Here is a 12,057-nt window from a genome sequence, read left to right on the forward strand (position 1 = left end):
CGGGCTGCGGGCTAACGGCCCACGCCGTACACGCCCCTCGACTCGTCGCGGACCACCTTGCCGAGGTCGAGCTCGACCACGCGTCGCCGCATCGAGTCGACGATCTGGTGGTCGTGCGTGGCCATCACGACGGTGGTGCCGGTGCGGTTGATCCGCTCGAGCAGCAGCATGATGTCCTGGCTGGTGTCGGGGTCGAGGTTGCCGGTCGGCTCGTCGGCCAGCAGCACCAACGGCCTGTTGACAAACGCGCGCGCGATCGCCACGCGCTGCTGCTCGCCGCCGGAGAGCTCGTGCGGCAGCCGGTTCGCCTTGCCACCGAGGCCGACCAGGTCCAGCACCTCGGGGACGACCTTCTGGATCGTCGGCGCCGGCTTGCCGATCACCTCGAGCGCGAAGGCGACGTTCTCGGCGACGGTCTTCTGCTGCAGCAGCCGGAAGTCCTGGAACACGCAGCCGATCCGCTGACGCAGCTTCGGCACGCGGCGGCCCGAGAGCCTGTTGACGTGGAAGTCCCCGAGCCGGATGTCTCCCTTGGTCGGGTTCTCCTCCTTGAGCAGCAGCCGCAGGAACGTCGACTTCCCCGAGCCGGACGGCCCGATCAGAAAGACGAACTCTCCCTTGTCGATCGAGACGTTCACCTTGTCCAGGGCCGGCCTGGTCGATGTCTTGTACGACTTGGAGACATTCTCGACACTGATCACGGGGAGCCAGTGTAGCGGCGGCTCCTGGCAACGCCCGGGGCTCGTCCGCGGCGCGTCAGCCCGGCGTCGCCGGCGTCGTCGGCGCGACCGAAGGGGTCTGCTGCGGTGCTGGAGTCGGCTCCGGCGGGGCCGGGAACAACTGCGGCAGCCGGAACAGCGGCGGCGGGGCGGGTGTGGTCGTCGGCGACGGCTCGGTGGTCGCCGTCGGGGTTTCGGTCGGGCTGGTCGTGGCGGTCGGCTCGGTGGTGGTCGGGGCCGACTCGGTCGTGGTCGGAGCAGGCTCGACGGTCGTCGGCACGGGCACCACGGGCACGTACCGGGCGGTCCCGTTCACCGGCGGGCGCTGCACGACCGGGGCGGGCCGCACCATCAGGTACAGCTCGAGCACGGCGAGGAAGGCCACCACCAACGCCACCGTCGAGGTGCGCACCCGGCCGCCGAACAGGCGCGGCGGCACCCGGCGCCACCAGCGCCGGCGCTCGTCACCGCGGGCCCCATCGGTCTTGGGCGTCCCGTCGCTCATCGCTGTACCGCTTCGGCGACCGACTCGCCGGTCGCCTGTTCGGGTTCGACCTTGACCGCGATGCCGCTGCGCGCGAAGGCGGTGACGATCCGCACCCGCAACTCGCGGCCCACCTCGAACTGCTTGCCGGGCAGCGTGCGCGCGACCATGCGGACGTGCACCTCGTCCATCGACAGCGACTCGACGCCCATCACCGAGGGGGTGTCGAGCAGCAGCGGGCGCAGCCGGGTGTCCTCGAAGGCGTCTGTGCCGACCCGTACCAGCAACTCGTTGACCCGGTTGACGTCTGCGGTGGCCGGGACCGGCACGTCGATCACCGACCGGGCCCAGTCGCGCGAGAGGTTGATCGACTTGACGATCTGACCGTTGGGGATCGTGACCACCTCGCCGTCGGCGGTGCGCAGCTTGGTCACCCGCAGCGTGACGTCCTCGACGGTGCCCTGCGCGGGGTCGCCGGCGCCGACGGCCATGATGTTCACGACGTCACCGAAGCCGTACTGGCGCTCGGTGATGATGAAGAAGCCGGCCAGCAGGTCCTGCACGACGCGTTGTGCGCCGAAGCCCAGCGCAGCACCGAGCACGGTCGCGGGCGCGACGAGCGACGAGATCGGGATCCCGATCCGGTCCAGCACCATCAGCGTGGCGATCGTGTAGATCAGCACGATCGTCACCCAGGTGATCACCTGGGCGACAGCGTGCCGGTGCTTGGCCTGCTCGGTGCGGACCAGTTCGTCGTTGGTCTTGAACTCGTCGTCGATGCGCTTGGTGACCCGATAGCCGATCCAGGTCACCATGCGGGTCAGCAAGATCGACCCGATCACGATCAGCACGATCTGCAGCCCGTTCGAGCGGGCCCAGGTCTGGATGTCGTTGGTCGGACCGAACACGTGCGGCAGCGCCGCAACCACCGTCACCGGCCGGTCACTCCTCGGCGTGCTGCATGCGCCAGCGGATGCCCGCCTCGAGGAACCCGTCGATGTCACCGTCGAGCACGCCGGACGGGTTGTTCACCTCGTACTCGGTGCGCAGGTCCTTGACCATCTGGTACGGGTGCAGCACGTAGGAGCGCATCTGGTTGCCCCACGAGGCGTTGCCGCCGGAGCCCAGCTCCTCCATCGCGGCCTTCTCCTCCTGGCGCTTGCGCTCGAGCAGCTTGGCCTGCAGCACCTTCATCGCGGCGACCTTGTTCTGCAGCTGCGACTTCTCGTTCTGGCAGGTGACCACGATGCCCGTGGGGATGTGGGTCAGGCGTACCGCCGAGTCGGTCGTGTTGACCGACTGTCCGCCCGGCCCGGACGAGCGGTAGACGTCGACGCGGACCTCGTTCTCGGGCACGTCGATGTGGTCGGTGGTCTCGACGACCGGCAGCACCTCGACCTCGGCGAACGACGTCTGCCGGCGGCCCTGGTTGTCGAACGGGCTGATCCGCACCAGGCGGTGCGTGCCCTGCTCGACCGAGAGCGTGCCGTAGGTGTACGGCGCCTTGACGGCGAAGGTGGTGGACTTGATGCCCGCCTCCTCGGCGTACGACGTGTCGTACACCTCCACGGTGTACTTGTGCTTCTCCGCCCAGCGGATGTACATGCGCATGAGCATCTCGGCGAAGTCCGCGGCGTCGACACCACCGGCGCCGGAGCGGATGTTCACCAGCGCGTCACGCTGGTCGAACTCGCCGGACAGCAGCGTCCGGACCTCCATCGCCTCGATGTCCTCGCGCAGCTTCGCCCGGTCCGTGTCCGCGTCGGCCTTCGCGGCGGCGGCCGCGTCGCCTGACTCCTCCTCGGCCAGCTCGTAGAGCACCGGCAGGTCCTCGAGGCGGCCGCGCAGGTCCTCGACCCGGCGCAGCTCGCCCTGCTTGTAGGACAGCTCGCTGGTGACCTGCTGGGCGTGGTCCTGGTCGTTCCACAGGTCCGGATCCGACGCCTGATGCTCGAGTTCGTCGATGCGCTGACGCAACTCGTCGACGTCGAGCACCTTCTCGACGGTGGTCAAAGTGGTGTCCAGTTCGGCGAGGTCTGCAGAAACGTCGGGATGCACAGTTCCCCAGGCTACCGGTCGATCGTCGCCGGTGGCCGATCGCGTAGCGTCCCGGTCGTGAACGATCACGCCGCCGACCTCGCTCTGGCGCTCACCCTCGCCGACAATGCCGACTCGATCACGAGCAAGCGGTTCGGTGCGGGAGACCTGCGGGTGGACGACAAGCCGGACCTGACGCCGGTGTCCGATGCGGACCTGGCCGTCGAGCGGCTGATCCGCGACCGGCTCGCGCTCGAGCGCCGGTCCGACGCCGTCCTCGGCGAGGAGTTCGGCGGCGACGCCGTGTTCAGCGGCCGCCAATGGGTGGTCGACCCGATCGACGGCACCAAGAACTTCGTGCGCGGGGTCCCGGTGTGGGCGTCGCTGATCGCGCTGCTCGAGGACGGCGTCCCGGTGGTGGGCGTGATCAGCGCCCCCGCGCTGGGCCGGCGCTGGTGGGCGGCCGCGGGGCTCGGCGCGCACGCGGCGGTCGCCGGCGGCGACGCCCGGCGTATCGAGGTCTCCGCGGTCGCCGATCCGGCCGCGGCGAGCCTGTCGTTCGCGAGCCTGTCGGGATGGCGCGAACTCGGCATCCGCGACCGTTTCCTCGCGCTGACCGACGAGGTGTGGCGCGTCCGCGGCTACGGCGACTTCTTCTCCTACTGCCTGCTGGCCGAGGGTGCGGTCGACATCGCTGCCGAGCCCGAGGTGTCGCTGTGGGACCTGGCCGCGCTCGACATCCTCGTCCGCGAGGCCGGCGGCCGGTTCACCGCGCTGAACGGCGCGCCGGGGCCGCACGGCGGCAGCGCCGTCGCCAGCAACGGGCTGTTACACGACGCCGTGCTCGATCGCCTCGGCACCGCCTGACCGCCACGCATCGGATGTGACGGGCATGGACGGCGACTTCTCGCACGGCGCGGACGCGGACCGCCGCCGCGCCGAGAAGGCGACCGCGCTGGCCCGATTCGCCTGGGACCGCGCGATCGGCGGTGCCGAACTGCTCGCACTCCCCGACGATCGGCTGCGCAAGCTCGCCCGCGCCGCCGGCGTCAACCCGCCGAGCACCCGCGAGACCTGGAACCTCGCAGCCGAACTGCTCGACCGCAAGTCCGAGTGGGCCGGCCGCCACCCCGATGATCCCCGGTCCGTCCCTGCGCACGCGGACGAGAAGATCATGTGGGTCAAGCGCCCGCCGCCGGCCTGGACCTGAGCGCCCGCCCGGCAGGTCGCGGATCAGCGCACCGGTAGGTACACCGCGGTCCGCAGGTCTGCCTCCGGCACCGCGCTCGGGTCGCCGACGTAGACGTTGAAGCGTCGGGAGCCGTGACGAACACCGACTCGTCGACGTCCGACTCACGGAACTCCCCGTCGTGTCCGATGCAGCCGCCGGGCCCGGTCGCCTCGATGCCCTGCTGCGCCAACGAGGGCAGGAAGCGTTGCCACAGTTCACCTTCCGCGGAGTAGTCCGCGACGGTGCCGCGCAGGCACACCAAGGCGTGCGCAGGCATCTCGATCAGTTCGACGGTGGTCATGGCGGCCTCCTCGAGGGTTTCGTCGAGCATCCGGACCAGGATGCGGGCGCGCCGGCCGTGATGAGCAGCGCCCCGATCGAGGACACGCCGAACCCGACGTCGCGGAGTCGGCGGATGACGGCAGCGTCGGCGAGTTGGGCCGGGAGCCCACGGCGGGACCACATGTCGGGTGCCGATTTGACAACCGATAGCGTGACAGGAATGTTCTTAGCCAAGGCTAACCTGCATTCGGATAGCCATGCCTTAGCCATTCGTGTCCGATCTCCCGAGGAGTGCCCTGCCGTGCGATTCCGTCCCGCGTCGATGGCGCCACTGGCCATCTGCCTGGCCCTCGCCTGCGGCATGACCGCCTGCGGCACCGACACTTCCGCACCGACCCGGCCGGCCTCCTCCGCGGACGCCGCCGCGCCTGCCGACCCGGGGGACGACACCGCGAAGCTCGAGCAGGCCCTGGCCCAGTTCCCCGCGACCCCGCCGCGCACGGTGGTGGCGGCCTCGGTCCCCCTCGCCGAGGTCCTCACGCTGCTCGACATCCCGGTCGCCGGCGTCCCGTCCACGACCACACAGCAGCTGCCCGCGGCACTCGACGGTGTCCCCCGGATCGGCTCGACGATGGCTCCCGACGTGGAGAAGATCGTCGACCTCGCTCCGGATCTGGTTCTCGCGGCCGGGTCCTCGCGCAGCGCGATCGAGGCGGGCCTGGCCCCCACCGGCGCCTCCGCGGTCTTCCTCGACACCGACTCCTTCGGCGACCTCGAGTTCGCCGTGCGGGTGCTGGGCACCGCCTTCGATCGAAAGCCGCAGGCGGACAAGCTCCTCGGCGCGATGCACGGGCACGAGTCGGCGCTCGCGGAGGCAGGCGCCGGATCTCCGGCCCCCAAGGTGCTGATGCTCATCGGCGCCGCGGACTCGTTCATGGTGATGAACGGCGACACCTTCCTGGGCAGCCTCATCGACCTGTCCGGGGCCGACAACGTCGCGGACTCGGCGCTGCGGGCCACGGAGACCTACAGCGCGGTGAACCTGGAGAACATCATCGCGGCGGCGCCGGACGTCGTGCTCGTGCTGCGGTCGGGCGACGTCGCCGAGGGCCAGGCCGCCTTCGATGCCGCGGTCGCGAAGAATCCCGCGTGGAAGAGCCTGCCCGCGTATGCCGCCGGACGCATCCACGTGCTGGACTACGCCACCTTCGGCTACACCTCGCTCGGCCGGCTCGACAGCGCCGTCCCCGCGCTCACCGGCCTGCTCCACCCGTGAGCGCGCCGACCGCACCCCCGCGTCCGCGCGCCGGCTGGGCACTGCCGACCGCCTGGATACTGCTCGCGGCGGTGGCCCTGATCAGCCTCGGCCTCGGCAGCGTGCACATCTCCCCCGCCGAGATCGTCTCGCTGCTGGCAGACCGGTCCGGCGGCGGATCGCTCGGCACCATCGTGTGGGACGTGCGGTTGCCCCGTGTGCTGCTGGCCCTGTTGGTCGGCGCGAGCATCGCGGTGTCCGGGGCGCTGCTGCAGACCGTGATGGGCAACCCGCTGGCCGATCCCGGACTGACCGGGGTCACCAGCGGAGCGGCGTCGCTGGTCCTGGTGATCCTGCTGGCCGCGCCGAGCCACACCTCGATGATCCCGTTCGCGGCGTTCGGCGGCGGCGTGGTCGCCGCGGCCCTCGTCTACGCATTGGCCTGGCGCCGTGAGGGAATCAAGCCGCTGAACATCATCCTGGCAGGTGTGGCCGTCAACGCGCTCGCCGGCGCGTTCATCGCGTTCCTGTCGCTGCGCTACAGCGACCGACTGCCCGCCGCGATCCAGTGGATGAACGGCAGCCTCGCCGCCAAGGGCATGAACTCGGTCTGGATGATCCTGCCGTACACCGTGGTCGGGCTCGTGGTCGCACTGCTGTGCATCCGTTCGGCGAACGTGATGCGCCTGGGCGACGAGGTCGCCCGCAACCTCGGCGAGGGGGTGAACCTGACCCGCATCCTGCTGTCGCTGGTCGCTGTCTTCCTCGCCGCGATCGCGGTGTCCGCGGTGGGGATCATCGGCTTCGTGGGCCTGGTCGTCCCGCACATCGCGCGGATGATCGTCGGTTCGAACCATGCGGTGCTCATCCCGATGAGCACCGCGGTCGGTGCGCTGCTGGTACTGGTGTCGGACACGGTGGGACGAACCGCCTTCAGCCCCACCGAGATCCCCGCCGGCATCATCATGGCGGCGATCGGCGCGCCGTACTTCCTGTACCTGATGTACCGGCAGGGAGCGCAGTGATGCTGCTCGAGGGCCGGGGCCTGGGCATCTGGTACGGCGACAAGCAGATCGTCGACGACGCCTCCATCGCCGTCGGGTCGCAGCAGGTGGTCACCCTCATCGGGCCGAACGGGTCCGGGAAGTCCACCCTGTTCAAGGCGTTGAGCGGACGGCTCGCGGCCCGCACCGGAACCGTCCTGCTCGAGGGGGCCGACATGGCGTCGTGGTCGTCGCGGCGGCGGGCGCGGGCGATCGGCATGCTCAACCAGACCAACACGGCGCCACCGGACATGACGGTGCGCGAACTCGTCGGCTACGGCCGGCACCCGCACCGCCGCTGGTACGAGCGCACCACCGCCGAGGACGGCGAGGCCGTCGACTGGGCGATCGCGCACACCGAGCTGAAGACGCTGGCCGATCGGCCGGTCGCGCAACTGTCCGGCGGCGAGGCGCAGCGGGCGTGGCTCGCGATGGTGCTCGCGCAGCGCCCCCGCGTCCTGCTGCTCGACGAGCCGACCACGTACCTCGACATCGCACATCAGCACGAGGTCCTCGAGGTGGTGACCTCGCTCAACCGCACGCTCGGGATCTCGGTGCTGATGGTGCTGCACGACCTCAACCAGGCGGCGACCTTCAGCGACCGCATCGTCGCACTCGCCGCGGGACGGGTCGTCGCCGACGGCACGCCCGGCGATGTCTTGACCCCCGGGCTGATCCGCAACGTGTACGGCATGGAGGCCGAGGTCGAGGCGCACCCCGTCACCGCGCACCCACGAATTCACCTGGTCAGGCGGCAGTGGAACACCGCCGTCGCCGACCCCGTCACCGAGGAGAACTGACATGCTGACCGACTCCCAGAACGACAAGGCGCTGGCCGACTATCGGTCGTTCCTCGCCGGGCGCAGGACCGTCGTGATCGCGACCCGCGACGAGAACGGCGACCCGTTCCTGTCCATCGCGCCGTTCGTCGTGCACGACGGCGCGCTCTACGTATACGTGAGCGAGGTCGCCGACCACTACCGCTACCTGCGGGACGCGCAGTCCGTCCGCATCCTCGTCCACGGCGACGAGTCCGCCTCCCCCAACGTCTTCGGCGTCGAGCGTGCCGCCTTCGTGTGCACCGCAGAGCAGCAGTCGGACGAGGGCCGCGACGCGGTCTTCGAGAAGTTCGCGGAGCACACCAACGCGAAACTGGTCGAGACGCTGCGCGGCCTCGACTTCCACCTGTTCCGGCTCACGCCGCAGGACGGCCGCTACGTCGTCGGCTTCGGTAAGGCGTTCGAGGTCAGCTTCGACGGCGGGCGGTTCGACCACGTCGTCGTGGACAAGAAACCCGGCGACAAGAAGCCGGCGGACCAGACCGCTTAGCAGACCAGCACCGGCTCCACAAGGGCCGCGGGGAGGGTTTTCGTCGCGGGATCTCCGTCCTCCGGGCGGAGGTCCGCGACGCTCCCGGTCCGCAGACTCGACGTCGACCCCATCGTCGTCGTCGAGGAGCCTCATTGTCAGCCTCATCCCGGACCGCCCTGTCCCGGCGGACCTTCCTGCTCGGACTTGCCGCTGCCCCGCTGGCGGTGTCCGCGGGATGCGCGCTGGGCGGGTCGAGCACGCCCGCGCCCGGTGCGGTTGCCGCACCGAACGGCCTGCGTTCGCTGCCGATCCCCCCGCTGGCGACGGCGACCACCGACACCGCCGGCGTCCGGCGGTTCACGCTGACCGCCCGGCCCGGGAGCACCGAGATCCTGCCGGGCAAGCGCACCCCCACCTGGGGGTACGACGGCTCGATCCTGGGGCCGACGATCCGGGCCCGGCGCGGCGAGACGGTCGCCTTCACGATCGAGAACGCGCTCCCGGAGGCGACCACCGTGCACTGGCACGGCATGCACGTCCCGGCCCGCTTCGACGGCGGACCGCACCAGACGATCGCGCCCGGCGCGCGCTGGAACCCCACCTGGACCGTGAACCAGCCGGCCGCGTCGCTCTGGTACCACCCGCACCCGCACGGCGCCACGGAGAAGCACGTCTACCGCGGCCTGGCGGGCATGTTCCTGATCGACGACGAGGATTCCGACGCCCCGGACCTGCCCAAGGACTACGGCGTCGACGACATCCCACTGATCGTGCAGGACAAGCGGTTCCACCCGGACGGCACGCTCGACGAGTCCGATCCCACCGACGTCGGGCTACTCGGCGACACCCTCGTGACCAACGGCATCGCGGGCGCGTACCTCCCGGTGCGTACGAGCCTGGTGCGACTGCGCATCCTCAACGGCTCGGCCGGCCGGATGTACAACTTCGGGTTCGCCGACGGCCGCGGATTCCAGATGATCGCGAGCGACGGCGGTCTGCTGCGAGCGCCGGTGGCGCTCGAGCGGATCGCGCTCAGTCCCGGTGAGCGCGCGGAGATCGTCGTCGCCGTCGACGGTGGCGTGCCGGTCATGTTGCGCGCGTTCCCGTTCGAGGACCGCGCCGGGCTCGACCGTTCGCACGCCGCCCAGTTCGGGGTCGAGGACACCTTCGACGTCCTCGAACTGCGTCCCGCCGCGAACCTCGGCCGGTCCGCGGCGCTCCCGGCCGTGCTTGCCTCGATCCCCCGACCGGACCTGTCCGCGGTGGCCGCCGAGCGCCACTTCGAGCTGAAGTGGTTCATGATCAACGGCGAGCGGATGGACATGAACCGCATCGACTTCTCGTCCGCAGTCGACACCACCGAGGTGTGGACGGTCCGCAACACCGACAACTGGCCGCACAGCTTCCACGTGCACGACACCCAGTTCCAGATCCTCGACATCGACGGCACCCCGCCGCCCCCGGACCTCGCGGGCTGGAAGGACACGATCTACACCACCCCCGGCAGGACGTTCCGGCTGGCGCTGCGGTTCGCCGACTACACCGACCCGACGTTGCCGTACATGTACCACTGCCACATGCTATTCCACGAGGATCAGGGCATGATGGGCCAGTTCCTGGTGCTCGCGCCGGGACAGCAACCCGCACCGATGACGATGGACATGCCGATGGGCGAGCACGGCGATGGTCAGTCGAGGCGGCACGCGTAGAGCGCCAGCCGCACCCGGTTGTCACAGCCGGTCTTGCCCATCAGGTTGGCGACGTGTGATTTCACCGTGGTGATGCCGAGGTGCAGGCGGTCGGCGATCTCCTGGTTGCCCAGGCCCTCCCCCACCAGGGCCAGCACGTCACGTTCGCGGGGCGTCAATTCTGCCGGCGCAGAACGCCCTTCGGGGCGGCCCCGCTCGACCGCACGGTCGACCAGCCTGCGCAGCAGTGCCGGCGAGAACGGCAGTTCGCCCTGGGCGGAGCGGCGGATCGCCTGCAGCAGATCTGCCGGCGCGGTGTCCTTGACCAGGAATCCCGCCGCGCCCGCGGCGAGCGCCGGATACAGGTGCTCGTCGTCGTCGAAGGTGGTGAGCACCAGCACCTTCGGGGCGGCGCCGTCCGACCGGGAGGAGAGGATCCGGCGTGTCGCCTCGACCCCGTCGAGCCCCGGCATCCGCAGGTCCATCAGGATCACATCCGGCGACAGTTCCATCGCGAGCCTGATCGCCTCGGCACCGTCGGCGCCCTCCCCGACGACCTCGACGTCGTCGGTCGACTCGCACAGCATCCGCAGGCCGGCCCGGACCAGCCGCTGGTCGTCGACTATGAGCAACCGGATCATCGCGCTGCTCCCCCTCCCGGCGCCGCACCGGGGATCCACGCCTCGACCCGCCAGGTCGACCCGGTCGCGCCCACGTCCAGCGCGCCCACCTCCAGCGTGCCGCCGACGAGCGCGACCCGCTCCTGCATTCCGACGACGCCGTGCCCGTCCGGGTTCGGCGGGTCGTCGGCGCGCCGGCTGCTCGCGACCCGCACCGCCACCCCGGCGCCGCGCCGGGTCACGACCACGTCGACCTCCCCGGCCGGGTCCGCGTGCTTCATCACGTTCGTCAACGACTCCTGCACCACCCGCAGCAGGGTGAGCCTGCCGATCGTGTCCAACGGCCCCGGATCGGGATCGACCTCGGCGGCCACCGCGAACCCGGCCGCACGGGCGCGTTCCACTGCTGCGGCGATCTCGACCGGTACCGCGTCCGGTTCGACGAGCGCCACCTCGCCCAGCGCCGGGTCCCGCAGCGCCACCAGCAACCGGCGGATGTCGGTCAGCGCGCCGGACGCGGTGCCGTACACGTCGTCGAGGACGGCGCGCACTCGCGGATCGGCCTCGTCGACCACGTGCCGCGCCACCGAGATCCGCAGCACGATCGACGCCATGTGATGGGCGACCAGATCGTGCAGTTCACGCGCGAGCGCCTCACGTTCGGCGGCCCTGGCCCGGACCGTCGCCTCGGCCCGACGCGCCTCCGCCTCGGCCGCCTGCGCCCGATATGTCACCGCCAGGTCGCGCTGCGCCCGCAGATACAGACCGACCAGCAGCGGCAGCCCCACGTAGGCCAGCGCCTGCACCGCGGTCGCGGCCCGCCAGAAGGTCGTGTACGTCTCGGAGCCGATCCCCAGCAGCACCGCCGCGGCCCAGCATCCGGTCGCCACCGCGATCGGCGCCGGCCGGTGGGTGCGCATCGCGACCTCCGCCAGCCCCACCGCCCCCAGGTACGGCACCAGTCCGGACAGTCCCCAGGAGTGGGCGGCGAACATCGGGACCGCGAGCGCGGACAGCGACACCGACACCGGCAGCGGCCACCGTCCGCCGAACAGGAACACCACCGCCGCGGCCAGCGCGGCCAACCAGTACGTCCACGGCACCTGGTAGCGGCCCGGATAGTCGCTGACCAGCAGCAGCACCGGGACCACCACCAGCGGCAGCCAGCGCACCCACGCCAGGACGTCACGCAGCGGCGCGGTCGGGCTGGTCGGGGGCACGGCTCAAGAATAGGCGCCGGGCGGCCCCCTCCTGCCGCCCGGCGCCGCACCTCGACCGGCACTCCCTCCGGCCTTCGGCACAGGCTGCAACCTGCGCGGATGACGACTCCGCGCACCGACCACGGTTCCCTACTGGTGAGTCATCTTACTCAGGAGTAAGGTGGAGG

The 12,057-nt window shown here is 70.8% G+C and carries 14 protein-coding genes; 7 read left to right on the forward strand and 7 right to left on the reverse strand.

Annotated elements, in window-relative coordinates; all coding sequences use genetic code 11:
* Positions 1-11 precede the first annotated feature (11 nt).
* Genes ftsE through prfB form a run of 4 tightly spaced genes read right to left on the reverse strand, consistent with a single transcriptional unit; the run spans position 12 to position 3,261 of the window.
* Positions 12-701 carry a cell division ATP-binding protein FtsE gene (gene ftsE / locus G4X40_RS00850; RefSeq protein ID WP_277829557.1) on the reverse strand — a complete coding sequence of 230 codons (690 nt, stop codon included), beginning with the start codon at positions 699-701 and terminating at the stop codon, positions 12-14.
* A gap of 55 nt (positions 702-756) precedes the next feature.
* On the reverse strand, positions 757-1,224 hold the full coding sequence (locus tag G4X40_RS00855; protein WP_277829558.1) for a hypothetical protein: 468 nt from the start codon (positions 1,222-1,224) through the stop codon (positions 757-759).
* On the reverse strand, positions 1,221-2,138 hold the full coding sequence (locus G4X40_RS00860) for a mechanosensitive ion channel family protein (RefSeq protein WP_408642083.1): 918 nt from the start codon (positions 2,136-2,138) through the stop codon (positions 1,221-1,223). The genes G4X40_RS00855 and G4X40_RS00860 overlap by 4 nt, the downstream gene beginning before the upstream one ends.
* Positions 2,139-2,145: 7 nt before the next feature.
* Positions 2,146-3,261 carry a peptide chain release factor 2 gene (prfB, locus tag G4X40_RS00865; protein WP_277829559.1) on the reverse strand — a complete coding sequence of 372 codons (1,116 nt, stop codon included), beginning with the start codon at positions 3,259-3,261 and terminating at the stop codon, positions 2,146-2,148.
* Positions 3,262-3,318: 57 nt separating this feature from the next.
* Between prfB and G4X40_RS00870 the strand changes: the two genes are divergently transcribed.
* Both G4X40_RS00870 and G4X40_RS00875 read left to right on the forward strand, forming a co-directional pair.
* On the forward strand, positions 3,319-4,107 hold the full coding sequence (locus G4X40_RS00870; RefSeq protein ID WP_277829560.1) for an inositol monophosphatase family protein: 789 nt from the start codon (positions 3,319-3,321) through the stop codon (positions 4,105-4,107).
* 25 nt (positions 4,108-4,132) lie between these two features.
* On the forward strand, positions 4,133-4,450 hold the full coding sequence (locus G4X40_RS00875) for a hypothetical protein (RefSeq protein WP_277829561.1): 318 nt from the start codon (positions 4,133-4,135) through the stop codon (positions 4,448-4,450).
* Here the strand turns inward: G4X40_RS00875 and G4X40_RS00880 are convergent.
* Positions 4,422-4,802, reverse strand: coding sequence for a hypothetical protein (locus tag G4X40_RS00880; protein WP_277829562.1), 381 nt, complete (start codon positions 4,800-4,802; stop codon positions 4,422-4,424). The genes G4X40_RS00875 and G4X40_RS00880 overlap by 29 nt on opposite strands.
* A gap of 252 nt (positions 4,803-5,054) precedes the next feature.
* Here G4X40_RS00880 and G4X40_RS00885 point away from each other — a divergent pair, with 252 nt between their 5' ends.
* The 5 genes from G4X40_RS00885 (at position 5,055) to G4X40_RS00905 (ending at position 10,071) form a co-directional block, all read left to right on the forward strand.
* Positions 5,055-6,029, forward strand: a complete 975-nt coding sequence (locus G4X40_RS00885) for an ABC transporter substrate-binding protein (protein ID WP_277829563.1) — start codon at positions 5,055-5,057, stop codon at positions 6,027-6,029.
* Positions 6,026-7,033: a FecCD family ABC transporter permease gene (locus tag G4X40_RS00890; RefSeq protein ID WP_277829564.1), complete on the forward strand. Its 1,008-nt coding sequence runs from the start codon at positions 6,026-6,028 to the stop codon at positions 7,031-7,033. Before G4X40_RS00885 ends, G4X40_RS00890 begins: the two co-directional genes overlap by 4 nt.
* Entirely contained in the window at positions 7,033-7,851 is an 819-nt protein-coding gene (locus G4X40_RS00895) for an ABC transporter ATP-binding protein (RefSeq protein WP_277829565.1), read from the forward strand. The genes G4X40_RS00890 and G4X40_RS00895 overlap by 1 nt, the downstream gene beginning before the upstream one ends.
* Before the next feature lies 1 nt (position 7,852).
* Positions 7,853-8,380 carry a HugZ family pyridoxamine 5'-phosphate oxidase gene (locus G4X40_RS00900; RefSeq protein ID WP_277829566.1) on the forward strand — a complete coding sequence of 176 codons (528 nt, stop codon included), beginning with the start codon at positions 7,853-7,855 and terminating at the stop codon, positions 8,378-8,380.
* A gap of 134 nt (positions 8,381-8,514) precedes the next feature.
* Complete coding sequence (locus G4X40_RS00905; RefSeq protein ID WP_277829567.1) at positions 8,515-10,071, forward strand: multicopper oxidase family protein; 1,557 nt, start codon at positions 8,515-8,517, stop codon at positions 10,069-10,071.
* Here G4X40_RS00905 and G4X40_RS00910 read toward each other — a convergent pair.
* The gene (locus G4X40_RS00910; protein ID WP_277829568.1) at positions 10,050-10,691 is read right to left on the reverse strand and encodes a response regulator; all 642 of its coding nucleotides are present in this window, start codon (positions 10,689-10,691) and stop codon (positions 10,050-10,052) included. The genes G4X40_RS00905 and G4X40_RS00910 overlap by 22 nt on opposite strands.
* Positions 10,688-11,890: a sensor histidine kinase gene (locus G4X40_RS00915; RefSeq protein WP_277829569.1), complete on the reverse strand. Its 1,203-nt coding sequence runs from the start codon at positions 11,888-11,890 to the stop codon at positions 10,688-10,690. Before G4X40_RS00915 ends, G4X40_RS00910 begins: the two co-directional genes overlap by 4 nt.
* Between the last annotated feature and the right edge of the window lie 167 nt (positions 11,891-12,057).

This window comes from Speluncibacter jeojiensis (assembly GCF_029589495.1).
Taxonomy (GTDB): Bacteria; Actinomycetota; Actinomycetes; order Mycobacteriales; family Mycobacteriaceae; genus Speluncibacter; species Speluncibacter jeojiensis.